This window comes from Microbacterium sp. ABR10 (assembly GCF_057812175.1).
In genome coordinates this window covers 11,883-37,077 of sequence record NZ_JBSZSV010000001.1, presented here as the reverse complement: position 1 = coordinate 37,077, position 25,195 = coordinate 11,883, and the positions used below count along the sequence as shown (strand labels likewise).

Annotated in this window: 30 protein-coding genes; 11 read left to right on the top strand and 19 right to left on the bottom strand. The window is 67.5% G+C overall.

Annotation, left to right across the window (positions count from 1 at the left end; translation table 11 throughout):
• Positions 1-546 precede the first annotated feature (546 nt).
• The 8 genes from ACXKZF_RS16825 to ACXKZF_RS16790 all read right to left on the bottom strand — a co-directional run bounded on the left by ACXKZF_RS16825 (position 547) and on the right by ACXKZF_RS16790 (position 8,307).
• A complete protein-coding gene (locus ACXKZF_RS16825) occupies positions 547-1,344 on the bottom strand; it encodes a F510_1955 family glycosylhydrolase (RefSeq protein WP_488986036.1) in 798 nt (265 codons plus the stop codon).
• 129 nt (positions 1,345-1,473) lie between these two features.
• Entirely contained in the window at positions 1,474-2,079 is a 606-nt protein-coding gene (locus tag ACXKZF_RS16820) for a DUF305 domain-containing protein (protein ID WP_298877280.1), read from the bottom strand.
• An 89-nt stretch (positions 2,080-2,168) separates the two neighbouring features.
• Positions 2,169-2,621 (bottom strand): DUF6153 family protein, encoded by a 453-nt coding sequence (locus tag ACXKZF_RS16815; RefSeq protein ID WP_488986035.1) that lies wholly within the window; start codon positions 2,619-2,621, stop codon positions 2,169-2,171.
• Between the two features lie 106 nt (positions 2,622-2,727).
• Complete coding sequence (locus ACXKZF_RS16810) at positions 2,728-3,132, bottom strand: four-helix bundle copper-binding protein (protein ID WP_488986034.1); 405 nt, start codon at positions 3,130-3,132, stop codon at positions 2,728-2,730.
• Positions 3,133-3,224: 92 nt separating this feature from the next.
• Positions 3,225-5,375 (bottom strand): heavy metal translocating P-type ATPase, encoded by a 2,151-nt coding sequence (locus ACXKZF_RS16805; RefSeq protein WP_488986033.1) that lies wholly within the window; start codon positions 5,373-5,375, stop codon positions 3,225-3,227.
• A gap of 40 nt (positions 5,376-5,415) precedes the next feature.
• Positions 5,416-7,677 (bottom strand): heavy metal translocating P-type ATPase, encoded by a 2,262-nt coding sequence (locus ACXKZF_RS16800; protein ID WP_488986032.1) that lies wholly within the window; start codon positions 7,675-7,677, stop codon positions 5,416-5,418.
• Positions 7,674-7,997 (bottom strand): cation transporter, encoded by a 324-nt coding sequence (locus ACXKZF_RS16795; protein WP_488986031.1) that lies wholly within the window; start codon positions 7,995-7,997, stop codon positions 7,674-7,676. The genes ACXKZF_RS16800 and ACXKZF_RS16795 overlap by 4 nt, the downstream gene beginning before the upstream one ends.
• Before the next feature lie 28 nt (positions 7,998-8,025).
• The gene (locus tag ACXKZF_RS16790; protein WP_058233655.1) at positions 8,026-8,307 is read right to left on the bottom strand and encodes a metal-sensitive transcriptional regulator; all 282 of its coding nucleotides are present in this window, start codon (positions 8,305-8,307) and stop codon (positions 8,026-8,028) included.
• A 217-nt stretch (positions 8,308-8,524) separates the two neighbouring features.
• Here ACXKZF_RS16790 and ACXKZF_RS16785 point away from each other — a divergent pair, with 217 nt between their 5' ends.
• Positions 8,525-8,773, top strand: coding sequence for a hypothetical protein (locus ACXKZF_RS16785; RefSeq protein ID WP_160897560.1), 249 nt, complete (start codon positions 8,525-8,527; stop codon positions 8,771-8,773).
• Between the two features lie 99 nt (positions 8,774-8,872).
• On the opposite strand, the gene ACXKZF_RS16780 is transcribed toward ACXKZF_RS16785, so the two are convergent.
• From ACXKZF_RS16780 to ACXKZF_RS16765, 4 genes are all read right to left on the bottom strand, one after another.
• Positions 8,873-9,295 carry a hypothetical protein gene (locus tag ACXKZF_RS16780; protein WP_160897559.1) on the bottom strand — a complete coding sequence of 141 codons (423 nt, stop codon included), beginning with the start codon at positions 9,293-9,295 and terminating at the stop codon, positions 8,873-8,875.
• 163 nt (positions 9,296-9,458) lie between these two features.
• Complete coding sequence (locus ACXKZF_RS16775) at positions 9,459-10,859, bottom strand: ParB/RepB/Spo0J family partition protein (protein WP_488986030.1); 1,401 nt, start codon at positions 10,857-10,859, stop codon at positions 9,459-9,461.
• Between the two features lie 399 nt (positions 10,860-11,258).
• Entirely contained in the window at positions 11,259-11,822 is a 564-nt protein-coding gene (locus tag ACXKZF_RS16770; protein ID WP_488986069.1) for a hypothetical protein, read from the bottom strand.
• Between the two features lie 12 nt (positions 11,823-11,834).
• A complete protein-coding gene (locus ACXKZF_RS16765) occupies positions 11,835-12,080 on the bottom strand; it encodes a hypothetical protein (RefSeq protein ID WP_488986068.1) in 246 nt (81 codons plus the stop codon).
• Positions 12,081-12,680: 600 nt separating this feature from the next.
• Between ACXKZF_RS16765 and ACXKZF_RS16760 the strand changes: the two genes are divergently transcribed.
• Both ACXKZF_RS16760 and ACXKZF_RS16755 read left to right on the top strand, forming a co-directional pair.
• Positions 12,681-13,616 carry an aminoglycoside phosphotransferase family protein gene (locus tag ACXKZF_RS16760; RefSeq protein WP_179559142.1) on the top strand — a complete coding sequence of 312 codons (936 nt, stop codon included), beginning with the start codon at positions 12,681-12,683 and terminating at the stop codon, positions 13,614-13,616.
• A 26-nt stretch (positions 13,617-13,642) separates the two neighbouring features.
• A protein-coding gene (locus ACXKZF_RS16755) for an IS5 family transposase (protein ID WP_179559560.1) occupies positions 13,643-14,537 on the top strand; the annotation gives its coding sequence in 2 pieces (ribosomal slippage) (positions 13,643-13,993 and positions 13,995-14,537; 894 coding nt in all).
• Positions 14,538-14,560: 23 nt separating this feature from the next.
• Here the strand turns inward: ACXKZF_RS16755 and ACXKZF_RS16750 are convergent.
• From ACXKZF_RS16750 to ACXKZF_RS16725, 6 genes are all read right to left on the bottom strand, one after another.
• A complete protein-coding gene (locus ACXKZF_RS16750) occupies positions 14,561-15,283 on the bottom strand; it encodes a single-stranded DNA-binding protein (protein WP_160897555.1) in 723 nt (240 codons plus the stop codon).
• Positions 15,280-15,510, bottom strand: coding sequence for a glutaredoxin-like protein NrdH (gene nrdH, locus ACXKZF_RS16745; protein ID WP_160897554.1), 231 nt, complete (start codon positions 15,508-15,510; stop codon positions 15,280-15,282). Before nrdH ends, ACXKZF_RS16750 begins: the two co-directional genes overlap by 4 nt.
• Complete coding sequence (locus tag ACXKZF_RS16740) at positions 15,507-15,767, bottom strand: hypothetical protein (RefSeq protein WP_202401085.1); 261 nt, start codon at positions 15,765-15,767, stop codon at positions 15,507-15,509. The genes nrdH and ACXKZF_RS16740 overlap by 4 nt, the downstream gene beginning before the upstream one ends.
• A gap of 29 nt (positions 15,768-15,796) precedes the next feature.
• Positions 15,797-16,003: a hypothetical protein gene (locus tag ACXKZF_RS16735; protein ID WP_488986067.1), complete on the bottom strand. Its 207-nt coding sequence runs from the start codon at positions 16,001-16,003 to the stop codon at positions 15,797-15,799.
• A 408-nt stretch (positions 16,004-16,411) separates the two neighbouring features.
• Positions 16,412-17,422: a DUF3560 domain-containing protein gene (locus ACXKZF_RS16730; RefSeq protein ID WP_488986066.1), complete on the bottom strand. Its 1,011-nt coding sequence runs from the start codon at positions 17,420-17,422 to the stop codon at positions 16,412-16,414.
• 24 nt (positions 17,423-17,446) lie between these two features.
• The gene (locus ACXKZF_RS16725) at positions 17,447-17,800 is read right to left on the bottom strand and encodes a hypothetical protein (protein ID WP_488986065.1); all 354 of its coding nucleotides are present in this window, start codon (positions 17,798-17,800) and stop codon (positions 17,447-17,449) included.
• A gap of 331 nt (positions 17,801-18,131) precedes the next feature.
• Here ACXKZF_RS16725 and ACXKZF_RS16720 point away from each other — a divergent pair, with 331 nt between their 5' ends.
• The 3 genes from ACXKZF_RS16720 (at position 18,132) to ACXKZF_RS16710 (ending at position 19,531) form a co-directional block, all read left to right on the top strand.
• Positions 18,132-18,407 carry a hypothetical protein gene (locus ACXKZF_RS16720; protein ID WP_488986064.1) on the top strand — a complete coding sequence of 92 codons (276 nt, stop codon included), beginning with the start codon at positions 18,132-18,134 and terminating at the stop codon, positions 18,405-18,407.
• Between the two features lie 47 nt (positions 18,408-18,454).
• The gene (locus tag ACXKZF_RS16715) at positions 18,455-18,703 is read left to right on the top strand and encodes a hypothetical protein (protein ID WP_488986063.1); all 249 of its coding nucleotides are present in this window, start codon (positions 18,455-18,457) and stop codon (positions 18,701-18,703) included.
• A 69-nt stretch (positions 18,704-18,772) separates the two neighbouring features.
• Positions 18,773-19,531, top strand: a complete 759-nt coding sequence (locus ACXKZF_RS16710; RefSeq protein WP_160897548.1) for a ParA family protein — start codon at positions 18,773-18,775, stop codon at positions 19,529-19,531.
• 394 nt (positions 19,532-19,925) lie between these two features.
• Here ACXKZF_RS16710 and ACXKZF_RS16705 read toward each other — a convergent pair whose 3' ends face one another.
• Positions 19,926-21,071, bottom strand: coding sequence for a geranylgeranyl reductase family protein (locus ACXKZF_RS16705; protein ID WP_488986062.1), 1,146 nt, complete (start codon positions 21,069-21,071; stop codon positions 19,926-19,928).
• Positions 21,072-21,286: 215 nt separating this feature from the next.
• On the opposite strand from ACXKZF_RS16705, the gene ACXKZF_RS16700 reads away from it, so the two are divergent.
• The 5 genes from ACXKZF_RS16700 (at position 21,287) to ACXKZF_RS16680 (ending at position 25,148) form a co-directional block, all read left to right on the top strand.
• Positions 21,287-21,799 (top strand): hypothetical protein, encoded by a 513-nt coding sequence (locus ACXKZF_RS16700; RefSeq protein WP_160897546.1) that lies wholly within the window; start codon positions 21,287-21,289, stop codon positions 21,797-21,799.
• Complete coding sequence (locus ACXKZF_RS16695) at positions 21,796-22,866, top strand: hypothetical protein (protein ID WP_488986061.1); 1,071 nt, start codon at positions 21,796-21,798, stop codon at positions 22,864-22,866. Before ACXKZF_RS16700 ends, ACXKZF_RS16695 begins: the two co-directional genes overlap by 4 nt.
• Complete coding sequence (locus ACXKZF_RS16690; protein ID WP_160897544.1) at positions 22,863-23,324, top strand: hypothetical protein; 462 nt, start codon at positions 22,863-22,865, stop codon at positions 23,322-23,324. Before ACXKZF_RS16695 ends, ACXKZF_RS16690 begins: the two co-directional genes overlap by 4 nt.
• 120 nt (positions 23,325-23,444) lie before the next feature.
• Positions 23,445-23,987, top strand: a complete 543-nt coding sequence (locus ACXKZF_RS16685; RefSeq protein WP_160897543.1) for a hypothetical protein — start codon at positions 23,445-23,447, stop codon at positions 23,985-23,987.
• Positions 23,988-23,990: 3 nt separating this feature from the next.
• Positions 23,991-25,148: a hypothetical protein gene (locus ACXKZF_RS16680; protein ID WP_488986060.1), complete on the top strand. Its 1,158-nt coding sequence runs from the start codon at positions 23,991-23,993 to the stop codon at positions 25,146-25,148.
• Positions 25,149-25,195: the final 47 nt, after the last annotated feature.

The following is a 25,195-nucleotide window of genomic DNA, read 5'->3' as shown; positions in this document are numbered from 1 at the left end:
AACCGCATCCGAGCTGAGGGCCGATCCCGCCAGGGTGGGGGTAGCTGGCCCGTCGTGCGTGTGTGGAAGCGCCTCGGCGGGTGTTGTCATGCCCACCGCGAGGAGAACAATCCCAACCACCCCCAGGGACCAAGTCATCGGGCGCGTGCCTCTCGGCTGGGCGCGACTCCGGGTGGAGGCAGGTTGCCCATGCACGGCCGAGGCCTGTCGAGGCTTCGGGTCACTGTGCGTCAGAGGAAACATTGCGAGGGCTACTGCGAATTCATCGACGGGCGAAGTGGAGCGCAGGCGCGAACGCAGCCGCTGCGGCGGTACTTCAAGAGGACTCGGATCGTGGCTATCGCCGGCAGCTTGAAGCCGAGCCTGGCGGGCTTGTTTTCGTGAAACGGTGATTAGTGATGGAGGGTCGAAGAACGTCATCGGATGGAGAGCTTTCTTTTCAGCGCCACCGGCGAAGACGCCGGCTTGAGCACGTGATCACTGCATCAGCGGGACGGACCTGGTCCGTCGCGATTCGCGGGCGCGGTTCAGTGCAGCGTGAGGCCGTTACTGAGTCGGAATGAGGGTGAGGCCGCTGTCGTCGACGATGAGGATGTCGCCGTTGTTCGTGATGGTGACGGCTTGAGTAGCGCCGTGGGCTGATCCAACCTCGTACCAATTTTGGGCGCCAGCGGTTGTGGTCCAGATCTTCCCTTGGGAGCCGATACCGACTACGCGGTTGTGGTCCGGGGAGGAGCTGAGGCCAACGAGACGAGGGGCGCCCGCCCATTCCTGGAAGGTCACGGCCCGGTCCATGCTGACCATCAGGCCTTCCGAGGTGGATGCGATGACCCGCCCGGCTGCATCAGCGGCGATCGACATAGCGTAGACGGATGCCCCGGTTGATTGCCATGTGCCCCCGCCGTCGCTGCTGGTGAGCACTTCGCTGGCGTCTGTGGCAACGCCGTAGAGGGTGCCGTCTAAGCCTGCGGCGAGGGCGTGGAAGTCTTTCTCACCGGTAAATGCGGTGGGCTCCCAGGTCGTTCCGTTGTCGGCGCTGCGGATGATGCCGAGGTTGGGCGTGCCGAGTTCGGCTGGGGTGTTTCTGCCGGGGTGGCCTGACACCACGAGCGTGTCGTCGACAACGGTAAGGCCCATCGCATCGAAATCGGTGTCTGCGAGGCGGGGACCCAGCTCGCCGTCCCGAGTGACGGTGAAAATCCCCTCGTGTGTTCCGAGGAGAAACCCGTCGCTGGCGGGGTCTTCGACGATGCCGTGAACGTGTGAGAGCACCTGTTCGGGGTGGGCGTTGCCCGTGAGGGTAGGTCCCCCGGCACACCCCGCGAGAGCGAGTGCGGTGCTCACGAGGACAACGGTGGTGGGGAGGGTGCGCGTGCGAATTGATGCCGCGCGGAAGATCGGGTGGTGGCGCATGGTGGTGCGTTTCGTCTGATCAGGTGGGGCGCGGCGGCTTTCCGCGCCCCACCCGGGTGATCAGAGAGTTGCCAGAAGCTCCTCCATGGTCGCGATTTCGGACGTCTGCGATTCGACGATCTGGTTGGCCAGGGCGACGGCGTCGCTGTTCTGGCCGTTGCTGGCCTCTTCCTGGGCCATCTCGATCGCGCCGCGGTGGTGTTCGATCATCTGCTGAAGGAACAGTCGCGCGGCGTCCGTACCGGTGGCCTGCTCGAGGGCCTGCATGTCGTCCTCGCTCATCATGCCGCCGCCGCTGTGGTCCATGCCGCCCATGTCGGAGGAGCTGGCTCCCCAGTCCTCCAACCACCCTTCCATGGTCGCAATTTCAGGCTCTTGAGCGGCCTTGATCTGCTCCGCCAGGGCGGTGACGCGCTCGTCGATGCCGTCTTTCGACAGGAGCGTGTCGGACATCTCGATCGCTTGAGTGTGGTGCTCGATCATCATGCTGGCGAACATGACATCCGCCTCGTTGGCGTCCGCGGACTGCGCGGGGCTAGCACTGCTGCTGCTGCCGTGGTCCATTCCGGGCATGCTGCCGCCCGAGGTGGTCCCGCCGGAGCATCCGGCGAGAGTGAGCAGGGCGGCGAGAGTGAACGCGGCGGTCGCCGCGGCGCGGGTCTTCATGGTGGTTGTCTCCATCAGTCGGTGATGAGGCACGACGGTTGTCGTGCGGGAAGATGCGTTGCCCGCGCGGAAGGCGGGCGTACGCGTCATCACGTGCGACTGATGCAGAGAACCGTGAGGGAAGGTGGCGGGACAATCTGTGCGGGCGCGGGCCACCGGACCTGTACCGCGCGGAGTACGTCGTCTCGGACGGTAATGCGCCACCCGATACGGTGACGTGCGAGCACGAGCACGCTGACAAGCAGCGCCAACACGCACGCCATCCAGGCCATGGCGTGATCGTCGCCACAGTCGCCGCAGCCGTCGTCGTGGGCGGCGGTCGTGTTCAACTGCGCGGAGAGGGGCGACGCATCGTGATGAGTCGATACCTCTTCCGCGACAGCCACCGTGTCGCCATGTCCGGAGGCGGTGGTGTGGGTGTTGAGGGAGTGCATTGCCAGAAGCCCCACGATGACGGCGCCGGTTACAGCGATCACCATCAGCAGGGTGCGGGTGAATGCACGCTGGCCACGCACATGCTGCGCGAGGGCAATCAACGACATCTTCACCTCCTGGTCGGTTTCTAGGCTAACTTCTCACGGCGGGCGGGCGGTCTGCTTGACGGCCGACGCTCACCTTGTCAGCGAGTGCGTGACGGCACCTGGTGCCTTACAACGCCGCGAGGAGGTCGCTGCACGCCTGCTCGCAGCGACGGCATGCCTCTGCGCAGACCCGGCAGTGCTCGTGCATGTCGGCGTGCTGCTCACATTCCTGCGCGCACGCGGCACACGCGGTACGGCATGCCTCCACAACAGCGCGAACCACCTCGACGTCCACCGTCGTCTGTCGAGAAAGCACCGCACCGGTCGCGGCGCAGACGTCGGCGCAGTTGGCGTTTTTGGTGATGCACGTCACTAGCTCGGCCACCATGTCCTCCGACAGGCACGCGTCGGCGCACGCGGTGCAGGTCTGCGCGCAGTCGATGCACGCCTGGATACAGCGGGCGAGGGCGTCCGCAGCGTCAATGGTTCCGGCCTTGGGGTGAGTGGTGAGCATCTGGTCAATAGCAGTCATGGTCGCTGGTCCTTTCCCGGGGACCGTCCCCGGCGCCTGCCACGATACGAGCGGGCGACGGGGACGATTCGGGGGTTGCGGGCGCGGGGAAACTACTTCGCGGCGACGGCTTGCGGGCTGAGGTCGAGCCGACGCAGGAGTTGCGCGTTGAGCGCGACGACGATCGTGGACAGCGACATCAGGATCGCTCCGACGGACATGGGGAGGACGAACCCGATAGGGGCGAGCACTCCGGCGGCGAGGGGGACGGAGATGAGGTTGTATCCGGCGGCCCACCACAGGTTCTGCTTCATCTTCCGGTAGCTGGCCCGCGACAGGTCGATCACGGACAGCACAGAGCGGGGGTCGTCGCTGGCGAGGATGACCCCGGCGGACGCGATGGCGACGTCGGTGCCCGCGCCGATGGCGATACCGACATCGGCTTGCGCGAGGGCGGGTGCGTCGTTCACCCCGTCACCAACCATGGCGACCTTGCGGGATTCGTTCTGAAGCTGCTTGACCTTGGATGCCTTGTCTTCTGGGCGGACCCCGGCGAAGAAGCGGTCGATGCCGAGGTCGGCGGCGACGGAGGCGGCAACCGCTTCGGCGTCTCCGGTGATCATGACCACCTGCACGCCCCGCTGGTGCAGCGCGTCGACCGCAGCGCGCGATTCAGGGCGGATCTCATCCGCCAGGCGCAGCGCTCCTGCCACCTGCCCGTCGATGAGAACGTGGAGGATGATCGCACCCTCCTTGCGCCACTCGTTCGCGATCGACCGCTCAGCGGCCTTCTCCTGCTCGAGCATGTAGGGGCCGCCGACCTGGACGGTGCGCCCGGTGACCTGCGCGCGGACACCGACGGCCGGGGACGATTCAAAGTCGTTGGAGGAGGGCACGGTGAGCTGCTTCTCTTTCGCGGCGTTCACGATCGCCCGAGCAAGGGGGTGTTCAGAGTCCGCCTCGGCGGCGGCGGCCAAAGCCAGCAGTTCGTCTGCATCGACCCCTTCGGCAGGGTCGATCGCGGTGACGGCCGGCGTTCCCTTGGTGAGTGTGCCGGTCTTGTCGAACAGCACCGTGTCGACGGTGCGCATGCTTTCCAGCGCGAGACGGTCCTTGATCAGAACACCGCCGCGCGCGGCACGCTCCGTGGCGATCGACACGACGAGCGGGATCGCCAGTCCCAAGGCGTGCGGGCAGGCGATGACCAGAACGGTGATGGTGCGGATGACCGCTTCGTCGGGGAATCCCACCAGGGACCACACCACAGCGGTGACCGCGGCCGCGCCGAGCGCGAACCAGAACAGCCACCCCGCAGCACGGTCCGCGAGCCGCTGCGCGCGAGAGGAGGAGTTTTGAGCCTCAGAGACGAGCTTTTGGATGCCCGCGAGGGCGGTGTCCTGCCCGACCGCGGTGATTTCTACGCGAACTCCGGAGTCGGTGGCGACCGTGCCGGCGACGACCTGATCGCCGTCGCCGCGGCGAACGGGGCGGGATTCTCCGGTGATCATCGACTCGTCCATGCTGGCCGAGCCCTGCACGATCCGCCCGTCCGCGGGAACCCGCCCACCGGGGCGGACCACAACCACGTCACCGACCTGCAGCTCAGCGGGGGCGACGGTGACGGTGGTTTCCCCGTCCACCTTCTCGGCCTCGTCGGGCAGGAGCGCGGCGAGGGAGTCGAGGGCGGAGGTGGTCTGGGCGAGGGATCGCATCTCGATCCAGTGCCCGAGAAGCATGATGACGACCAGCAGCGCCAGCTCCCACCAGAAGTCCAACTCGTGGTGCAACAGCCCGAGGCTTGCCCCCCAGGACGCGAGGAACGCGACGGTGATCGCGAGGGCAATGAGAAGCATCATGCCGGGCTTGCGGGCGCGCAGCTCGCTGACGGCGCCGGTAAGGAACGGGGCGCCACCCCAGACATACATGACGGTCCCGAGAATCGGGGACACCCATCCCACCCACGCCGCGTCCGGCAGCGGGTAGCCGATCAGCATCGAGAACATGCTGGAGAAAGCCACGACCGGCACCGCGAGAACCAGCATGATCCAGAACAGCCGCCGGAACCGGGCGACGTGATCACCGTGACCGGCGTGACCGCCGTGGTCGGCGTGACCGTGCCCGGCGTGCCCCGCCGCAGGTGCCCGATCATCCGTGCCGTGCGGGTGGCCCATCGCTGCGTGGTCGTGTACTGCCGTTGCCGCCGGAGCGTTGTGGCCCTGGTGGTTCGTGCGGGCCGAGTGGTTGTGATGTTCGTGCTGGCTCATGGGAGCCTCCTTCGCTGGGTGCGCCGCCACGGCGCACGATTCAGGCCGGTTGGGGCATGGGAGTGCGGGCGATGTGCACGGGTGCCGGCTCGGGGCGGAACCGGCGCAGCCGGAGGCTGTTGGTCACGACGAACACCGACGACAGCGCCATGGCCGCCGCGGCGACGAGCGGGTTCAGCAGCCCGGCCATCGCGATCGGGATGGCGGCGACGTTGTAGGCGAAGGCCCAGAACAAATTGCTCTTGATGGTGCGGAGGGTGCGGCGGGAGAGTCGGATCGCGTCGGCCACGACGGTCAGGTCGCCGGAGACGATCGTGATGTCACTGGCGGCGATCGCCGCGTCCGTGCCGCCCCCCATCGCAAGGCCGAGGTCGGCTGCGGCGAGGGCCGCGGCGTCGTTGACGCCGTCACCGACCATTGCGACCACGTGGCCATCGTTTTGGAGCCGGCGGATCACTTCGAGCTTCCCGGCGGGGGTGACGCCGGCGTGCACGTCGGAGATGCCGACCTCAGCGGCGATCCGTGCGGCCGTGGTGTCGTTGTCGCCGGTGAGGAGCACCGGGCGCAGCCCGAGTGCGCGGAACCGTGCGATGGCGGTCGAGCTGGTCGGCTTCACCGTGTCCGCCACGCCGATCGCGCCCAGGTACTGCCCGTCGCGGCCGACCGCGATTGCGGTACTGGTACGAGCGAGCGTGTTCAGCTCCGCTGCGGCCTCCGACGGTGGGCGGATGCCCCACTGCTCGGCCAGCCAGGAGGCGCGGCCCGCGACCACCGCGGCGCCGTCCACGATCCCCTGCACACCGAACCCGGCGTGCGAGGCGAAGCTGTCCGCATATGCACCAGGCGCGGTGGCGGTGATCGCGCGGGCGACGGGATGCTCGGAGCCCGCCTCGACCGCAGCGGCGACCCGCAGCAGCTCGTCCCGGGTGACACCAGGAGCGGGGTGAACGGTGGTGACGGTCATCTTGCCGGTGGTCACGGTGCCGGTCTTGTCAAGCACGATGGTGTCGACGGTGCGGGTCTGCTCCAGCACCTGCGGTCCACGGATCAAGATTCCCAGCTGCGAGCCCCGGCCGGTGCCCACCAAGAGGGCGGTGGGGGTGGCGAGGCCAAGCGCGCACGGGCACGCGATGATTAGTGTCGCGACCGCGGCGGTGAACGCTTGTTCCAGCGATGTCCCAGCGATCATCCAGCCGACGAAGGCGGCGGCGGCAAGTCCGATGACGATCGGGACGAACACGGCCGACACCCGGTCAGCGATGCGTTGCACCTTGGCCTTGCCGGTTTGGGCTTCCTCCATCAGCCGGCGCATGCGCGCGAGCTCGGTGTCGGCGCCGACCCGGGTGATTTCTACGGTGAGGCGGCCGCCGACATTCACCGTCGCTCCTACGACACGCGACCCAGTCGTCACCTCGACGGGGACTGATTCTCCGGTGAGCATGCTGGCATCGACGGCGGAGGCACCATCGATCACCAGCCCGTCGGAGGGAATCTTCTCCCCCGGTCGAACGAGCACAGTGTCTCCGACCGACAGCTGCGCGACCGGCACCATCCGTTCGGCGCCGTCGACGAGCTGCGTGGCGTGCTTCGCGCCCATCTCCAGCAGCGCCCGTAACGCCTCCGACGATGATCTCCTCGCGCGCGCTTCGGCATACCGCCCGGCCAGGATAAAGACGGTGACCAGCGCGGCCACTTCCAGATAGATTTCGTGGCCCCCGGCCTGCGGGGTACCGACGAGGGTGAACGTCATCGTCATGCCGGGCATGCCTGCGCCACCGAAGAACAGCGCGTAAAGGGACCACCCGAATGCGGCGATGACGCCAACGCTGATGAGGGTGTCCATGGTCGCCGCGCCGTGTCGGGCGTTGACGGCCGCGGCCCGGTGGAACGGCCACGCGCCCCAGACCGCCACCGGGGCGGTGAGAGTGAGGGCAAGCCACTGCCAGTACTCGAACTGCAACGCCGGGACCATCGACAACACTGCCACCGGCAGCGACAGGGCGGCACTAATCAGCAGACGCCGCCGTAGCGTCCCGACCTCGCCGTCCTCTCGGTTTGGGGTGTTCTCATCGATGTCACCGCTCGGTGGCGGTGCGGGGAGAGCCGCCTGGTACCCCGCGGATTCGACGGCGGCGATCAGGGTGGCAGGGTCGACATCGTTCCCGCGAACACGTGCTTTTTCGGTGGCGTAGTTCACCGTTGCTTCCACACCGGGAAGCTTGTTCAGCTTGCGTTCAATCCGGGTCGCACACGACGCGCATGTCATCCCGGAAATATCGAGTTCGACGTCGACCGCGCTCATGCGGGTGCGCCGGCCAGGGTGTAGCCGGCCTCCTCCACCGCGGCCTGCACTGCGGCAGCATCGATCGGGGTCAAGCTGTGGATGGTGACGCGCGACGTACCGCCGGCGTTGAGGTCTACCGTGACGTTCTCGACACCGTCGATCGCAGTCAGCTCCTCCGTGACGCTCGACACGCAGTGCGAGCATGTCATTCCGGTCACCAGGACGTCTTCTGTCACCGTCGCCGCGGTGGACGCGGGTGCGTCTGTCGCTGTGGACGTGGCGCAGCAAGCGCAGCCGGCGTTGGTGTCTTTCAGGCCGAGTTCGATGCGGTCGGTCATGATTTGCTCCTCTGGGGTTGGTGCGGGATCAGGAACGGACGAGCCGTGCAATCGCGTCGTTGGCCTCACGAATCTTCTCTGCGGCAACCTGGCCGCCCTCTGCGCTCGCCTCCGCGACGCAGTGGCGGAGGTGATCCCCGAGCAGGGATAGCGCAACCGTCTCCAAAGCCTTCGTCGCGGCGGAGACCTGCGTAAGGATGTCGATGCAGTACTTGTCTTCATCGACCATTCGGGCGATCCCTCGTACCTGACCCTCGACGCGACGCAGCCGCTTCTGGAGGTCGTCTTTGTTGCCCTCGTATCCGTTCACCCAGATACCATACCCCCCTAGGGTATGTAGCGCAACACTCCTATTCATCCCCCTGCGCGCGTCCACCGGAGTGGTCCGCCCAACCGGGGATGATTATTAGCATCTGCTGGGAGAGGCGCTGAACCAGGCAGGGGACCTTATCGGAGCGCCTTGAAGCACACCGCGGCGGCGGTGTCACGCCGTAGATTCGCGCAGCGACGGGTGGGATGGTGAGCGCATGTCTGAGAAGCGGTCGAAGCTCGCTCAAGCGGCGTTGGTGTCTAACGGCATGGTGTGGTTTGGTGCGTCGTTCATGCTCTTCGCGATCGCGGCGGAGCAGACGGCGGCGGTGTTCGCCGGCACGTGGCTGAACGTCCTCGGGTGGGCGATCATCCTTCTCGTCGCCGCGGGCCTGGCCGTCGTCGGCGTCATCGAGAACGTCAACATCCGGGCGGGCAAGAAGTACAAGCCGCGGCCGCGCAGCTGACCGCGCTCGAGCGGGGAACCCGCGACCCGCGTTGGAGGGGGGTCGAGGGGGTCTCCCCCTCGTGCGGGCCGGCCCTTTCGGGTCGGCCCGCCGCCATGCTCAGAGCGTGAGCGCGTGCAGCACCGTCGCCGCGGTGCCCGCGGGCGTTCCGTAGTCCGTGACGTGCAGCGTCGCGGCGCGGTTGGTGATGAGGTCGAGGGCGACGAGTTCTTCTTCGGACTCGTCGGTCATGTCGCCGGGTTCGTCCTCCCATTCGCGCAGCACGCGTCCGTCGACGTCGACCACGCGCCACAGCCCCCACACGTGAGCGACGGGACCGGTCCTTTCGTACTTGAACACCAGGGCCGTAGCGGTGGGCCAGCCATGCGCCGCCGCGGCGACGATGAGCGCGTGCGCGGCCGCGGCGATCTGCTCGACGTCGCCGGATGCCGTGGCCGTGTTGACGGCGGCTTCCGCCTCGCGCAGCGCCGCGGTGTGTCCACACACGTCGACATCGACGGCGGGGGTCGTAGTGGTGGTCATGGTGCGCCTTTCTGGGCAGCTGAGGGTGACGCCCGGGGGGTGAAAAAAGGGTGATGCGACAGGGTGACGCCCGGGGGTGACGCCGGGGGTGACGCCGGGGGTGACGCCGGGGGTGACGCCGGGGGTGACGGGGACCGGCGGATGCCGGTCCCCGTCCGGTTGGTCAGGCGAGGCCCGCGGCTTCGGCGGGGGTGGTGTCGCCGGTGACGATCTGCTCAACCGGGGAGAGGGCGTATCCCCACGCGGCGAGCTGGCGGAAGAACGCGGCGGCGCGCTCGTCGCCGCGTCGCCACGATTCCTTGCTGGTGCTGGACTCAGCCCCGGCGAGAACGACCGCCAGGGACACCAGGCGGGCCTTGCCGGGGTTGGCTTCCACCAGCGCGGCCAGGGCGTCGGTGCGGAAACCGGAGGGCCGCTCGACGCCGAGGAACGTGTGCGCGAGGTCGTTGCCGCCCGACATCGCGGACGACACCGAGAACCGGTGAGCGGTCAGGCCCAACGCGATCACCCGGTCAGCGTCCTTCGGCAGCGTCTTGCGAGACAGGAACGTCGCGATCCATTCGCGGCGCACCGTCTCAGCGGCGGTCCACGCCTTGTTGTTGGCGATGAGCGCCTTGCGCTCGGCGGACTTCTCGACGCGCTCTTCCTCGATCTGCTCCGCGGTCAACGGCTCGGCGGGGGTGCCGGGTGCGCCCCAGGCGTAGGTAAAGCCCGCATCGGTGGGGTTCTGAACGAAGTAGGTCACGTCGATGTCGCCGCGCCAGTTGGTGTCGATGAGCGCGCCGCGCACCGGGACGGTGGCGATGTGCTCGGCGGTGACCTGTGCGCCGTCCGCGGTGTGGAGCTTGCGGAGGATCACCCACGGGCTCCCCTCCCCGTACGCCTCGCCGCGGGTAAGCACCTGGAAGCCGTTCGCGGTCAGCTCCTGCTCGACGGCGGCGAGGCGGGCTTTTTCCGCGGCGTCGTCGCGGAGGCTCTGCGCGGTGTGCTCGAACTGGGTCGGGTCGGTGGTGGCGACCTCGATCAGGTGCGCGCGGGCGTCGGCGTCGTCCTCGAACTCCAACAGCACCGCCGCCTGGTCCAGGGTCAGCGGGTGCTCGTTGAGAGCGGAGGTGACGGTGGCGGACTCGGCGACGGCGAGGCCCTTTTTCACCGCGTCGGTCTTGGTGCCGGTGCGCTTGGCGATCTGCGCGGCGCTGATGCCCTCGAACGCCAGCTGCGCCCAGGCGGCGGTGCGATCCGCGGTGCTGAGGTCGGCGCGCTGGTCGTTCTCGATGATCTGCTGAATGATCCGGTCCGCGGTGGTGTCGTCCCCGTCCACGACGTAGACGGGGACGGTGGGCACTTCGGCCTCGCGGGCGGCGAGGGTGCGACGCTGACCGGCGCGGACGATGACGTTTCCGTTCTCGTCGCGGCGGGCGAGGATCGGGGTGATGACGCCGTTCTCACGGATCGACGCGATGAAATCGCGGGTCACGGGCGCGCTGGTGCGCACGTTCGCCTCGATGACGAGGGTGGTCGGGTCGATGTGCTCGATGGTCCCGGTTCCGGTGGTGATGCTCACGATGGTTTCTCCTTGATCGGTGTGCGACCATGAAGGCGACAGGTCCCGTGGTGCTAGGTCCACTACGGGGCTTTTGTCGTCTTCCAGATCGTTTTTCTTTGCCTCTCCGGCGAGTGAAAACCAACTGAGTGGAGGCGGCGGAGTGACGCCGATCCCGGGCGAAATAAGCCCGCAGGGCGCGTCCGGGATCGGTGGCACGTAGCCGTTGGAGCGAAGTAGGTTGAAACCGCGGAGAGGTGAAGAAAACGGGGAATCCTGCCGCGTAGCGGCTCGCTCCGGCGGTGCTCCGTCACCGCTGCGTGAGCGGAGCTCGCGCCCCGCCGCAGGCGGAACACCGGGGAGGGCGCGAGGGGGTCGCCCCTCGTGGCCGGCCCGTAGGCCGGCCCCTCCCCCGCTGGGTCAGCTCCAGCTCTCGGTCCAGTCCTCGGGCGGGACGACGGCGTGCGGCTGGCCTGTCGTGTGCAGGTAGTACAGGGTGCTGCCGTAGTCGTTGTCCCCTCGGCTGACGCTCATCTGGCGGTGATCGTCGTCCGTTTCCGCGATGTTCCACCTGGTCGAGACGTCCACGGCGTACAGGTCGCCGTAGGAGTCGGTGACGAGCTGGTCGCAGACGGGGCAGCGCAGCGCGCGGTACGTCTCCCCGTCATCGGTCACGGTGACGACCATGAGGACCGGGGCCGCGGCCCACACCTGTTGTTGCAGCTGCTCGATCGTGGCGAGCAGGGCGTCAGCGGTCGGCCCGGGGGTGAGGAACGCGACAAGCGCGGCTGCGTATTCGGTGCCGTTGTCGGTGACGGGATGCCCGCCCGGCGCGCCCTCGCCCGACAGGGTGAGGGTGTTGCGCACGTGCGCGAGGATCTCGGCGTCGGTGGCCGCGGCGTCATCGCCGGACTCCGCACGGCGGGTGTCGAGGATGAGCGCGAGCTGCGCCGCGGTCGCGCGGCCGGTGTCGATGGTGGTCATGGCGCGCTCCTGTCAGCGGACGGTGGTCGGGTCGACAGTCAGCCCGTGCTTCGCGAGGCGGGCGAGGGTATCGGGGTCGCCGGTGATCTGCTCCCAGCCCTCGGGCGAGACGACGGCCGCGGGATCGCCGTCGCGGTCGGTGAGAACGACGCACGTCCGAGCGTCGAGCGCGGCCCCGGTGCGCGGGCACACGATGTTCTTGCTGACGAGAAACGTGACCATCTGATCGCGGAGGATCGCTTCAAGGGTGGTGGACATGACTGCTCCTGACTGATCGTTTTTCTTTGCCTCTCCGGCGGGAATGACCGTTTGAGCGGAGGCGGCGAAGTGACGCCGATTCCGGGCGAAATAAGCCCGTAGGGCGCGTCCGGAATCGGTGGCACGTAGCCGTTGGAGCGAAATAGGTTGAGACCGCGGAGAGGTGAAGAAAGCCCAGGGAACGGGCCGCGCAGCGGCTCCGCCCGGCGGCGCTTCGTCGCCGCCGGGCGAGCGCAGCTCGCCTCCCGGGACGGGATGCCGGGGAGTGTGAGGGGTCGCCCCTCACGGGCCGGCGGCGCCGGCCCCACGACCGCGCCGGTTCACGTGGGCGGTGTCGGTGGTGGGTGCGATGATCGCCGGATGTGGGAACTGGCGCATCGAACACGTGACGCGGCGACGGCGACGGTGGTTCGCAGCAGCGCAGCATCCGGCGACGCGGCGATCGCAGAGGTACGGGCCTCGATGCCGGAGGATCACGTGATCCTCTACGTGCTCGAGGTCGAACGCGACGAGAGCTAGGGCGTGTCTGACAAAGGGCCTGCTCATGGGCCATGGTGGCTGTTGGGGTAAGCGGTCGCTCGCTGTGGTGAACTGTTGAGTATGGGCGGGGATCAACAGTTCGTCGTTCCAGCTGGGGTTCTCAATGCTTTCGAGACCGGCAACGACGCGACCCGCGAATGGGCAAGTGTGTTGTCGTCGGTCGCTGGCGACTTTCTTCAAGATTGGGAGCTTCGACCGGAAGGTGTGGTCCGATCGGGGGAGGCGGGGATCGTCGTGCCGGTGCGTCGCACCGACGGGACGCAGGCAGCGCTGAAGTTGCAAGTGCCGCGCGCTGAAACAACGGCTGCGATCCTCGGCCTCGTCCGATGGGACGGCCGTGGGATAGTCCGCCTCCTAGACAGCGACCCCGACCGCGGCGGAATGCTGCTCGAGCGCCTCCATGGTGATCGCACCCTCGAAGCCGTCGAAGACGACGACAGCGCTGTTCGTGTGGTCGGCTCGCTCCTGGCGCGCTTGCACAGCACGCCTGCCCCCAACGGGCTTCCCCGTGTCGGAACGATCCTCTCTGGGATGCTGGACGACGCGCCCGCAGCGATGCACACACTTGAGGGCGAGGACCGGTCTCGGCTTCATCGATGGATGCGCAGAGTCACCGAGCTCGAAGCCGAGCCCGGGAATCACCTGCTGCACTGGGATTTGCACTATGGCAATGTCCTCGCAGCCGACCGTGAACCCTGGCTAGCAATCGATCCGGAGCCTCTCGTCGGCGATCCTGGGTTCGATCTTTGGCCTGCCCTGGACAGCGGGTGGAGCACCAATGACACCGTCACTGACGCGCCACGCATCGTGCGACGACGCTTCGATATCCTCACCGAGATGCTCGACCTCGACCGTGGTCGTGCAGCGGGGTGGACGGTTGCTCGCCTGCTGCAGAACACGCTGTGGGATATCGAGGACGGGCATACCGCCATCAGCACGTCCGCGAAAACGGTGGACGACGCTCTCGCCTCCTTCGGTGCGTTCGGCAAAGGTTGAGCGTGCGGCGCTGGGACACTCGACACATGTCGCGGTTTCAGATGCTGTCGGATGCCCAGTGGTCACTGATCGAGGGGATGCTGCCGCGTACAACGGGCCGGCCCGGTAGGAGGTTCTCGAACGCGAGGCTGATGGTCGAGGCGATCGTGTACCGCTATCGGTGCGGGATTGCATGGCGGGATCTCCCGGAGGTGTTCGGGCCGTGGCAGACGGTGTGGACATGGCATCACCGGATGGCGACCGACGGCACATGGGACAAGGTCCTCGCCAAGCTGACCGCTGCCGCCGACGCTGCGGGGTTGATCGACTGGTCGCTCTCGGTGGACTCGACCATCGCCCGCGCGCACCAGCACGCGACCAACACGACTCGCACCACGGGGGGCTGAGTCGAATTACACGAATCCGCTGATCGAGCCGCCTGATCACGGGATCGGCCGCTCCCGCGGCGGGCTTTCGACGAAGATCCACCAGCTCGTCGACGGCAACGGGCTCCCGCTTGTCACCCTGATCACGCCCGGGCAGGCCGGTGACTCGCCGATGTTCTTGCCGCTCATGGCGCAGCTGCGCGTCGCCCGCGACATCGGCAGGCCGCGGACCAGACCCGACGCCATCCGCGGCGACAAGGCGTACTCGTCCCGAGCGATCCGCGGGCACCTGCGCGCCCGCAGCATCAAGGCCGTGATACCTGAACCCGACGATCAGAAAGGGCATCGCAAACGGCGCGGTTCCCACGGCGGCCGCCCGGTCGGGCTCGATGCCGCCGACTACAGGAACCGCAACGTGATCGAACGCCACTACTGCCACACCAAGCAATGGCGCGGCCTCGCGACCCGCTTCGACAAGCACGCCGTCATCTACCGCGCCGCCGTCGTCCTCAACGCCGTCATTGCATGGACCCGCGCTTTGTCAGACACGCCCTAGTCGCCCTCGCCCCCCCTAACGGGTTACTCGGCCGCGGCGCCGCGACGCGGTGCGCGCGGTGAGCGGGTGACGACGGCGGTCGCGCGGGAGAGGTCGGGGCCGATTGCGTCAGCTTCGAGGACGCGGCCGTGGCGGCGGTCTTCCCCTTCGCCCCATGCCACGGTGCGCTCGTATCCGACGACGATCACCGCGTCACCCTTGTGCAGCGACGCGAGCACGTGCTCGCCGAGTTCGAACTTCGCTTCCACGAAATGCGTTGTCGGGGCCTCGTGCGGGGTCCACTCCCCCGCGCGGTACTCGCCGGTGTTCTCGATCACGCGCAGCTTGACGATCTGCACGCGACCCGCCTGCACGGCCTCGGGGTCAACGGCCAGATTGCCGGTGATAGTCCTGGTGCTCATCTGTCGTCTCCTGCTCGTGCGGTTCGTTCTCCCCGTCGACGTCGACGGGATCTGAGGGGCGTCGGCGGCCGGGGTGGCTGGGTCCTCGTCGGCGGGCATTTCCAGGCCCCATGACGCGAGCGCGTCGCGGCGGGTGATTTCCACCGGCGGCTCCGACAGCGATCGCCGCTGCTCGAGCTCGGCGCGTGTGACGTAGTGCCCGGGGATGCGTCGTTCCTCGCCGTAGGCGGCGCGGTAGAACCGGTCGGCGTCGTTCTCCAACCGGTCCACCTCCCCCTGGCGGTCGGTGTATCCGGCAAGGTATCCGGCTCGGTAGTCGTCGCTGGTGGTGTCGTGCTCCCTCATGCGGCGTGCTTGTCGATGAGGTCGGGACGAAACCCCGACCAGTGGTCTTGATCGCCTGCCACGACCACGGGAGCGGCGGAGTAGCCCAGCTCGTCCATGACGTATTCGAGCGCTGCGGGGTTGGTGGTGAGATCCACGACGGTGTACTCGATGCCCTTCGCGTCCAGCGCGCGGTAGGTCGCCGTGCACTGCACGCACGACGGCTTCGAGTAGACGATGAGGCTCATTGCTCCGATCCTCCCTCAGTGTGGTGCGCGTCGCCCTCGTCGTCGTCGGTGGCGTGTTCTTCGATCCACAGGTCGGCCGCCTCGACCTGCCCGCATGCGCGCAGCATCTCGGCAAGCGCGTCGACCTCTCGGCAGCTGAGGCGCGTTGCCAGATCGGCAGCGGTGTCCGGGCGGGAGAACACGAGGGCGAACTCGGCCACCGCATCGAGGAAGGTCGGCCGATCCGGCGTCCGGTTGGTGTTGGTGGTGTCGGGCATGGCGTCTCCTCCTCGATGGGTGGTGCGGGTTACTGCTCAGTGGTGCGGGTCAGGGTGTCCACGAACATGACGCCCTCGGGGCCGGGAATCGTGGCGGTGTGCGCGAGTGACCAACCGGTGCGGGCGTGGGCTTGCAGATCCTCGGTGCGCTCGGCGATCTTGCGGCCCTGGTACTTCCGGTCCTCAGCCGTGGTGGCCGGAACGAAGATGCTGACGGTCGTGATCTGCTGATGCATTTCTCTCTCCTCCTCATCGTTTATTGCCGTGAAGGCGGTTCTCCGCCTGAGCAACCGGAGGGTGCAGTGCAACCCGCAGGGCGAGGGGGGAGAGAGTTTCGGCGCGAAATAAGGAAGCGCAGCGACCGCGTGCCGAAAGTCTCGGAAGAGCCGGTGGCGCAGCCACTTGAACGGAGCTCGCAGGTAGCTACGAGGGAGCGAAGCGGACGAGCTGCCGCAGGCTTCACGGCAAAAAGCGTGAGCCCGTAGGGCGATCCTCGGCGGCCGGCGGAGCCGGTCGACCTTCGGGCGTCGCTCCGTCGACGCTGCGGGAGCGCAGCTCGCGCCCCGCCAACGGCGGCACGTCCGGGAGTGTGAGGGGCCCGCCTCACGGGATACCTACCTATATAGGTAGGTGTCCCGCGCGCCTCAGCTTGCCGCGGCGGCCTCCGTGATGGTGGCTTTTTCGGCGGCGGCGGCTCGTGCGGCCTCGACCTCGGCGGCGGTGTGGTGCCCCTGCACGTCGGCGTAATCGACCTTGTAGGGCCGGGTGGTGTCGTTCCAGTCGAGCGCGACGGTCACGCTCTTGGGGTTCACGCGGGTGACGACGTGCCAGCCAAAGCGGTGCTTGATCATGTCGCCCTTGGCGATCGTCTCGCGGCTGTGGATCGTGACCTGTCCCGCGGCGGCCTGGGCTTCACGGACGGCGGTCCAGTAGGTGTGTTCGTCCTCGAGCTGCGCGCGCTGGGTCGTCAGCCGGTCCAGATAGGCGCCTGTCGCCGGTGCGGTCGTCTCCATGTAACCGCCTCCGAAGTTGTGCGAGCTGCCCTCGATCTTGCGCGTGTACCCGCGAATGTCGGTCGCGATCCGCTCGATGCGGCGGGCAACCATCCCCGGCGCGTAGCGGGTGTCGGTGGTTCTGGCGGCGACGTCGGCGCGGGCGCGGGCGCGGGTGGCCTCGCGGTCGGCCTCGACGCTGCGACCCATTGCGGCATCCGCCTTGGCGATCGCGTTACGGTGGCGGCCTTCGGAGTGGTGCCCGACCTTGATCGGCTCGCCGCCCTCGGGCAGGCGGTCCAGCGCACGGCGCGCGGCTGCGTCGGCGGCGTCTGCGTCGGCCGCGCGTCGGTCGGCCTTCGCCTCGAGCGCGTCGACGCGGGCGGCCTGGCGCTCGATCTTGTCCGCCTCCACCTCGGCGGTCGGCCGGAACGTCTCGTCAGCCTCGATCGTGACCTCGTGGCCGGCCTCGCGCAGCGCTGCCGCAGCACGGTTGATGTTCCACCACTTGGGCAGGCGGTCGCGGGACTGGGGGACGTACCAGGCTCCCATGGATCGGCCCCACCGCCAGCCGTTCGCCTTCAAGATGTCGGCGGTTCCGTCTCCGCGGCTGGTGCCCTCGATGATCGTTCCGGCTTCGGGGGTGTGGGTGATGGTGAGCATGTCGTTTCTCCTTGGGTGTGGGGGTCAGTTGTTGGCGAGGTAGTCGGCGCGGGTTTCGCTGCGGTCGTGCAGCGCGTAGGCGGCGGGGTACAGGTCGAGCGCTCGCGCGACCGCGACCGGCACGACGACGTAGGCGCCGGATGCCATGTAGCCGATGCGATCCGCGGCCACGCGCTCCGCGGGCTCGAAGTGCTGCAAGGTCATGCCGATGACTTCACGGGTGACCAGGCGCACGGCCGGGGTCTGCTCGGTCACCGGGTCGTTCCCACCGGCGCCGATGATGACCACCTGACGGGCGGTGCGGCTGATGCCCTCCTCCCCCGGTCCGTGGTTCACGCTGACGATGACTTCGGTCCGTGTGCCGCGCTGCTCGCTCATGTGTCTCTCCCTCTGACTGATCGTTTTTCTTTGCCTCTCCGGCGGGAATGACCGTTTGAGCGGAGGCGGCGAAGTGACGCCGATTCCGGGCGAAATAAGCCCGTAGGGCGCGTCCGGAATCGGTGGCACGTAGCCGTTGGAGCGAAATAGGTTGAGACCGCGGAGAGGTGAAGAAAACCTCAAGGGATGGGCCGCTGTGCGGCCTCCCCACGGCGGCGCGTAGCGCTGCTGCGCGAGGTATCTCGCGCCCCCGGAACGGGCATCGCTTGCGCGGATTCGCGCTCGTCCCCACTCCCCCGGCCCGCACTCCTAACTTGCTGGCATCGAACACATGTTCGATACTTACGGGATGCGCGACGACGGACCTCGGTGGCATCCGCAGCTGCTCGCGCGCGAGGGCCCTCCTGCCCATTGGGTGATGCTCGACGCCCGAGACGATGAGGTTGGGGCGATCGACCTACGCCGCACCGACGACGGCCCGCGATACCGCGTCGAGTACAGGGACTCACTCCTGGGCTGGGCGACGTCGCTCAAGATCGCGACGGAACGGCTGCATAGGGCGATCATTTCCGCAGGCGTTCCTCGCGGCGGGATCAACGGTTCGTGACTGCCGAGAGTGCGTGAGGGCTGCTCATGGTGCAGGTGTGGTCGCCCATGTCGCAGCTTCAGAGATCCCCCGAGCCGGGGGTTTGGTACATCTTCGACAACAGTCGACGTATCGCGATCGTGCGCGTCTTGGAGATTCATGGGCGCAAGCTCCTGCGGTCGGTCACCTTCGACCACGACCCCGCGCAGCGGCAGCTCATCGGATACTTCCCCGAGGACGCCATGCGACTAGCAGTGGAGTGCACGTGGGCGGAGTACGTCAAGCACCGCGGGCCCTCGACAAGCAATCGCAAGTAGCTACCTAGCTACCTATATAGGTATCTAAGTAGCTTGCTATCTGGCTTTATACCCAGATAGGTTTCAGCCATGCAGAGCTTGATGATCTACAGCGAGAGCGGTGGAGCGACGAAGAGCACTACCGCTGTCTCTCTGGCGACGGTGGCCGCTGAGGACGGGAAACGCGTGATCTTGATAGACCTCGACCCCCGCGGCGCGACGACGAAGTGGCTCGACGCTCAGCCGGTCGATACCGGGCTCGACGTCGGCGCGATCCTGGGGAACCAGGACGTGCGGGGGTGGGCCGATGAGCTGGCGGTGGCGTCACCGTTCCACGAGAACCTGCGTGTCATCCCGTCCGATCGGAGCGTGAGTGCGCGTGAAACAGACGACCCGGGGGAGGTTGGGCAACGCCTGGCCGACTCGCTCGAGGGCGTGCCCGCCGATCTGGTGATTATCGACTGCCCGAACCGGCAGGGCGGGTCACTGATATTCAACGCTCTGACTGCTGCGCAGTCCGTCATCTACGCCGCCACGCCGACCGCTGACGGCGTAGACGGGTTCCTCGGGGCCCAAGAGAGCGTGATGCGATACAACGCCACCAGCGGCCACCAGGCGGTCGCAGAGGCCGGAATCATCGTCGGTGGCTACAAGGAGACGGTGACGCCGCGCGAGGCGACGCACAGCATCGAGCAAATGCGTGAGACGGGCCTGCTGCTCACGCCTCTGATCCCGCACCGGACGATCGTGGGGGAGGTCCGGTACTCGCATGACTGGTACGGCCGTTTCCGCAAGGGCGCTCCCGTCGCTGACGCATACCGAGAACTGGCACGAAAGGTCATCCGATGACGAACGAAGATCGCCCCCAGAGCCTCCCTCGACGGGCACAGCCGGCACCTGACCGACGCGACCCGATCGAGTCGTCAAAGCCCCGCCCCGCGCCCGCTGCGGCGCCCGGTGCGCCGGCGCCGTCGACGCCCGCTCGATCGAGCGCGGCTGCTCCGCGTTCACGGCCGCGCAAGGCTCCCACGGAGGTACTGCACGCGGACATCGACGCCGAGCTGTCGTACTACGTGGAAGACCTGCGCGCAGCGACGGGGCGAACGAAACGAGACATCGTGGAGTCGGCCCTGCGCGAGTACCGGGACCGGAACCCGCTTGCGTAGGCACCGCCTACCCTAGATAGCCAGATACCTATATAGGTATCTGGCTATCTCGTCGTTCGGGGGAGGGGCTGTCGCGGCTAGCGAGAAAGCATCGCCACGGCGCGACGGACCGATGGGTGGCGGAATGCGCGGGCGAGGTTGGTGTCACCGTTGCAGAATCGGAAGAAGTAGTTGGCGCCGACGCGGGAGTGGGCCGTGAAGAGCTGCACCAGCGCGGAACGCTTCTCGAAGAACCGCAGGAACGCCGAACCGGCGCTGATTTCCGGTTCGAGCTCGCGCGTGATCTGCGCGGAGTAGCCGGTCAGCGCAGCCTCATCGCCGCCGATGAACGCCGCGGCAGCAGCACCGGCCCAGGTGCCCGATCGGAGAGCGAAGCTGATGCCTTCGCGTGTCCACGGCTCGAGCAGGCCGGCCGTCTCGCCGGCCACAATGACGTGTCCGCGGGCGGATGGTGTGCCGACCCGCCGCCATTGGGTGAGGTGTCCGCTGTCGTGCAGCGGGGGAGTGTTCGCCATACCGAGGCGGGCGAGCCACTGATCCAGGTACTCGCGGGTGTGCGGAGCATTGCCCTTGGCCTCGATGACGCCGACCGTGAGGGAGTCCTTCTTCGGGAACACCCATGCGTAGGTGCCGGGTCGCGGACCCCAGTCGAGCAAGGCGGTGGTCCGCCATTGCTCGCCGGCGGGCATCGGGATCTCTGCCTCTAGGCCGAGATCGGCCTGTTCGATTTCGACGCCGACGTATCGCCCGATCCGGCCACCGGAGCCGTCCGCCCCGATGACGACCCGGGCAGTGAACGTCTCTTTGTCCGTGGTGAGGGTCACGATGCCGTCGTTCTCGCTGACAGCGCGGACGTTCACGCCGTCGCGAAACTCGGCGCCGGCGGCCTTGGCGGCGTCGACGTTCTGCTGGTCGAACGTCTCTCGCTGCACCATTGCCAGGGAGGCGTCCGGGCCGAAACGGCGGGTGATGCGGCCCATGTTGCGGGAGAACCCCACGGCGTTGATGCGGCGATCGACGTCGTAGGTGACTCCGGGCGCGAGGTAGTTGCGAGAGGTGCCGATGAGGCCGCCGCCGCACGTCTTGTAGCGAGGGAACCGGGCCTTATCGAGCAGAAGCACACGAGCGCCGTTCTCGGCGGCGACGCGGGCGGCGGTGGCTCCTGCCGGCCCTGCGCCCACGACAACGACGTCCCAGCGGTTGTCGGAGGTCTCCTGTGTCATGGGGAAAAAGTCTATGACGGCGCGCTTCGACGGGCCTCGCCGCGGCGCGGTGGGGCGCTGGACACGGCTCACGTTCGGCCCGAAAACACCGGATGTTGCGAAGTTTCCCAGGCTTCCGGCAGACCGGCCCGATTGCCTAGGCATGACTATAAGATTTTCCGGTCGCTGGCGGGGCCGGGGGGCGCAGCCAGAGGACGCGAAACGAGGAGGGCCAGATGAAGCACCGCCAGCGGAGAGCGGCAGCACTGCAACTCGTGAAAGACCGGGGCATCCCCGACACCCTGAGCTTTGCGGACCTCGTGCAACTGGTTGAGAGCTACCGCGGAACGACGATCAAGTTCCGGCAGGACCCGCGGCTGAACGGGCAGCGCGTGTGCGGTGCGTGGACCGGTGATCCGGTCAACCGCATCGACACCATCCACGTCCCCGCCGACGCGAAGATCGAGATGCAGCTGTTCATCGGCGCACATGAACTCGGCCACATGCTGGACGAAGAAGTCGGGCGTGAGACGCGGCTGGGCGACGACCCCCGCGTCAAAGAATTCCTGGCATCCGTCCTAAACCCGGACCGCATGGTCCCCTACGCCTTCCAGGGCATCGACGACCTCACCAACGAGCGCGAAGCACGCGCCGAAGCAATCGGTGATCTGCTGGTGCTGCGCGTGCTGCGCGGACGCCGGCAGAACACCACCCGCGATTTCAAGTTCGAGCAAGTGTTCGCGGGATGACCTTCCTCGACGCAGCGGCGGCAGTGCTGCGGTGGCTGGTCGAAAGCCCCGTAGACGCCATCACCATCGTCGTGGCGACGGTGGCCTCTGTGTCGGTCCTGCGCAAGAAGATGCGCGAGCGGCGTTCCATGCTGCCCTCCGGCGTGCTCCTCTGGTCGGCCGCGTGCATCTTGCAAATCCACGTCGTCTACGACTTCATCGACCCCCTTTTGGGCGGCTCGAACGTCACGAACTTGCTCTATCGGATTCTCGTCACCGCGGCGCTGGGGTGCCTCGAAGTCATGGTGATTCGCGCCACGAAGGGCCGGGGCACCCCCTGGGAATCCCTGGTCGCGGCGATCGTCGTCGCGATGATCGCGCTGCAAGCACTGATCTTCGCTGTCAACTCTTGGCCGGTCACCGACACGTATCTTTCGGAGTACGGCGGCGAAGTCGGCCGCGAACTGTTCTGGAACGTGATGCCGCTGTGCATCGGCGTGTTCTCGGTGCACGTGATCTTGACCGTGGGTGCTGAGTGGCGCGCCCATTCGGTCCGCGCGACGCGGTGGGGACTGGCCCTCATCGGCTCCGCCGCCGCCCTTGATCTGCTGTGGCTGGTGGAGAACTTGGCGACGAGCACGTATCGCGTGCTCGCGGATAGCAGCTTCTTCCTGGGCCCGAATGGCGATGTCGTCGGGGCACTGCTGGTCGGTACGATGATCGCCTGTACAGGGCTAGGAGTGGCCGTCGGCTCGGCGGAAAGACTCGTAGACCACCTGTGGATGCGTCTGCTGCTGATTCGGGCGACTCCAACTTGGCACCGCGTCATCAAGTCAGCACCCGAGCTGACGTTGACGGGTAGTACGGGTTTGGCGAGTTCGCTTCTCACCCTGGAAGTCGAGCACGTCCTTTATCGAAGGTGGAAAGAAATGCTGGACTGCGAAAGAGCGGGAAAGTTCACGCCCACTGACGCTGAGCGCGGCCTTCTCGAGGAAATCGGACGCACCCTCAGCGGGTCCCCCGGAGAGACGCCCGACCGCGAGCACACCGGCCTCAGCGGCCTCCTGACGGCTGGACGAGCATCATGAGCGATACCGACTGGTACTCCCCGGAGCAGAAGCACGAGCGCGCCGAGCTGGCGCGCAAGCTGAACCTGCTTATGGATGTCATCGTTGCCGACGACGGCAAGCCGACGAGCTACCGGGCACTCGCCACGTTCCTGGAAGCGCGCGGCATCAAGCTCAGCCGCGCCCGGTGGACCTACATGACGAGCGGCAACCGCTACGTCGTCAACGACCGCAAGCTGCTGACCGGCATCGCGGAGTTCTTCGAGGTCGACCCGAGCTACCTTCTCGGCTCCAACAACGACGAGATTCCCGCCAAGGTCGAGGCCGCGTTGCAGTTCGTTCGTGCGGAACGGCTGGGCGCCGTCCGCCTGTTCGCAGCTCGCAAGCTCGGAGAGGTGTCGCCGGAGACGCTGGCAAAGCTCACCGCGATCCTGGACGAGGCCGCCGAAGAAACCGACCCGAAACCGACCGCCGGCTAGTACCGAAATACCTCCTAGGCATGCCTAGCTAGCCATGCCTAGAACTGTTACGCTCGCTCCCGTAGGGCAATAGCGGGGGACCTTCCCGCGCTGTGTCCACAGCGATGGGAGCGGCATCCGATGGTCCGACTGGGCACAAGTTCGCGGGGGACGGCGGGGGCCGTCCTTGCGATCGCATCGGTGCTGGCGTTGACCAGCTGCGCGGCAACGCCGGCGCCCGTCGACGCGGCCGACAGGGGCGCGGCCGCGTCGACGGAGGCTCCGGCCCCCATCGAGTCCGCCACGGCGGAGAGCGACCACGACGAGTCGATTCCGCACGACCACGACGTCGAGGTGGACCCGAACGCCGACGCTGACGTGTCGGAGCTCGCGACCCGATCGGTGACGCTGTTCTGCCGTCCGTCGCTCGCCTACGCGACGTGGATCGCAGAGCTGTACCCGGTGCTGTCGCAGTCGGCGGCGGTCGCTTACGAAACCGTCGACCCGGCGAACGTGCCGTGCACGAGCGTCACCGGTGCCGCGCGGATTCGCGACACGGACGGCGCCTACACGGCCCGCGTGCTCGTCCCCACGGATGCCGGCGACTACTCGGTGTACGTGCACCGCCCCCTCGACACTGCCCCGTGGGCTGTCGAGCAGATCACCCCCCTGGCATCGGAGTAACCGGTGGCGAAGGGGGGAGCGGGCGTGCTGGCCGTGGTCATGGTGCCGGTGCTGGCGATCGCAATGCTGCTGTGGGTGCTGTTCTTCGGCGGCTCGGCTGCCGCGGCGTGCCTGCCTGGCGGGGGACCGGTGAATATCGCCGCGATCCCCGCGGATGCCAAGGTCGGTGCGTACGGTCACGACCAACTCGTTATCGCCGCACTGATCGTCAACGCGGGCGCTGCGAAGGGCCTCGGCTCGGACGGGCAGACCCTCGGCGTGCAGACGGCGATCGGGGAGTCCTCCCTGGTGAACATCGACTACGGCGACAACGCGGTCAACCCGGACGGGTCGATCGCTGACTCCATCGGTCTGTTCCAGCAGCAGTCCAGCTGGGGCACCGTCGAAGAGCGCATGGACCCGACGACCTCGGCGGGATTCTTCTACGACCGTCTCGTGAAGGTCGAGGGGTGGCAGGCGATGGAGCCTTCCATCGCGATCAACAAGGTGCAGCGCAACTCCGACCCCAACCACTACACGAAGTACCGCGGCGACGCTGTGGCGATCATGGCGTACTTCGCCACCCTCGGCGGCGGCTCGGCTACGCCCGGTGCGACGGCTCCGGCGTCGACGTCGACGGCGACGCCGGTCCCCGTCGCCGCGGGGTGCGCCGCTGTCTCCGGCGATTCTCAGGCGCTCGCGCAGGGCCTCGTGAAAGCGATGGAGGAAGGTCGGCTGACCTTCCTCGAGGACCGCTACGCGCAGCAGGTCCGCGACGTCGCCGCGGGCACCGCCTCGGCAGACTGCGGGATCGACCTTCGCATCCTCCAGATCATGACGGTGGCGCTGAACACGTTCGACAAGGTGGGCGTCTCCGACATCAACCGCAAGTGCACCGGCGAAACCGGATACGGGGCGGGCACTGCCTCGTCGCACTACATCGACGGCGGCGGCCACGCGGTCGACTTCTACTCCTTTAACGGCACCGCCACCACCGGCTGCGACGCGAACGCACTCAAGCTGCTCGGCGTCCTGGACCCGCAGGTGCCGAACGGCACGCGCGCCGGCCAGATCCAGTGCCGCTCCGTCACGTACGTGAACATCAGCGGCTTCTACGACCCCGCGACCCACCTGCACATCGACATGGGCTTCACCGACGCCCCTCTCACAACCACCGGATAACCGGACCCTTTCGGCGCCGCACCGGGCGGCGACGAGAACCCCGCACC

Coding starts and splice junctions, on each gene's coding strand:
- ACXKZF_RS16705 (WP_488986062.1), bottom strand. CDS start 21,071: ATGACACAGGAGACCTCCGACAACCGCTGGGACGTCGTTGTCGTGGGC.
- ACXKZF_RS16725 (WP_488986065.1), bottom strand. CDS start 17,800: ATGAGCGAGCAGCGCGGCACACGGACCGAAGTCATCGTCAGCGTGAAC.
- ACXKZF_RS16810 (WP_488986034.1), bottom strand. CDS start 3,132: ATGACTGCTATTGACCAGATGCTCACCACTCACCCCAAGGCCGGAACC.
- ACXKZF_RS16695 (WP_488986061.1), top strand. CDS start 21,796: ATGACCTTCCTCGACGCAGCGGCGGCAGTGCTGCGGTGGCTGGTCGAA.
- ACXKZF_RS16700 (WP_160897546.1), top strand. CDS start 21,287: ATGAAGCACCGCCAGCGGAGAGCGGCAGCACTGCAACTCGTGAAAGAC.
- ACXKZF_RS16735 (WP_488986067.1), bottom strand. CDS start 16,003: ATGCATCAGCAGATCACGACCGTCAGCATCTTCGTTCCGGCCACCACG.
- ACXKZF_RS16785 (WP_160897560.1), top strand. CDS start 8,525: ATGTCTGAGAAGCGGTCGAAGCTCGCTCAAGCGGCGTTGGTGTCTAAC.
- ACXKZF_RS16820 (WP_298877280.1), bottom strand. CDS start 2,079: ATGAAGACCCGCGCCGCGGCGACCGCCGCGTTCACTCTCGCCGCCCTG.
- ACXKZF_RS16760 (WP_179559142.1), top strand. CDS start 12,681: ATGGGCGGGGATCAACAGTTCGTCGTTCCAGCTGGGGTTCTCAATGCT.
- ACXKZF_RS16710 (WP_160897548.1), top strand. CDS start 18,773: ATGCAGAGCTTGATGATCTACAGCGAGAGCGGTGGAGCGACGAAGAGC.
- ACXKZF_RS16765 (WP_488986068.1), bottom strand. CDS start 12,080: ATGTCCACCACCCTTGAAGCGATCCTCCGCGATCAGATGGTCACGTTT.
- ACXKZF_RS16750 (WP_160897555.1), bottom strand. CDS start 15,283: ATGAGGGAGCACGACACCACCAGCGACGACTACCGAGCCGGATACCTT.
- ACXKZF_RS16780 (WP_160897559.1), bottom strand. CDS start 9,295: ATGACCACCACTACGACCCCCGCCGTCGATGTCGACGTGTGTGGACAC.
- ACXKZF_RS16730 (WP_488986066.1), bottom strand. CDS start 17,422: ATGCTCACCATCACCCACACCCCCGAAGCCGGAACGATCATCGAGGGC.
- ACXKZF_RS16805 (WP_488986033.1), bottom strand. CDS start 5,375: ATGAGCCAGCACGAACATCACAACCACTCGGCCCGCACGAACCACCAG.
- ACXKZF_RS16685 (WP_160897543.1), top strand. CDS start 23,445: ATGGTCCGACTGGGCACAAGTTCGCGGGGGACGGCGGGGGCCGTCCTT.
- ACXKZF_RS16720 (WP_488986064.1), top strand. CDS start 18,132: ATGTTCGATACTTACGGGATGCGCGACGACGGACCTCGGTGGCATCCG.
- ACXKZF_RS16800 (WP_488986032.1), bottom strand. CDS start 7,677: ATGAGCGCGGTCGACGTCGAACTCGATATTTCCGGGATGACATGCGCG.
- ACXKZF_RS16690 (WP_160897544.1), top strand. CDS start 22,863: ATGAGCGATACCGACTGGTACTCCCCGGAGCAGAAGCACGAGCGCGCC.
- ACXKZF_RS16740 (WP_202401085.1), bottom strand. CDS start 15,767: ATGCCCGACACCACCAACACCAACCGGACGCCGGATCGGCCGACCTTC.
- nrdH (WP_160897554.1), bottom strand. CDS start 15,510: ATGAGCCTCATCGTCTACTCGAAGCCGTCGTGCGTGCAGTGCACGGCG.
- ACXKZF_RS16815 (WP_488986035.1), bottom strand. CDS start 2,621: ATGTCGTTGATTGCCCTCGCGCAGCATGTGCGTGGCCAGCGTGCATTC.
- ACXKZF_RS16715 (WP_488986063.1), top strand. CDS start 18,455: ATGTCGCAGCTTCAGAGATCCCCCGAGCCGGGGGTTTGGTACATCTTC.
- ACXKZF_RS16795 (WP_488986031.1), bottom strand. CDS start 7,997: ATGACCGACCGCATCGAACTCGGCCTGAAAGACACCAACGCCGGCTGC.
- ACXKZF_RS16770 (WP_488986069.1), bottom strand. CDS start 11,822: ATGACCACCATCGACACCGGCCGCGCGACCGCGGCGCAGCTCGCGCTC.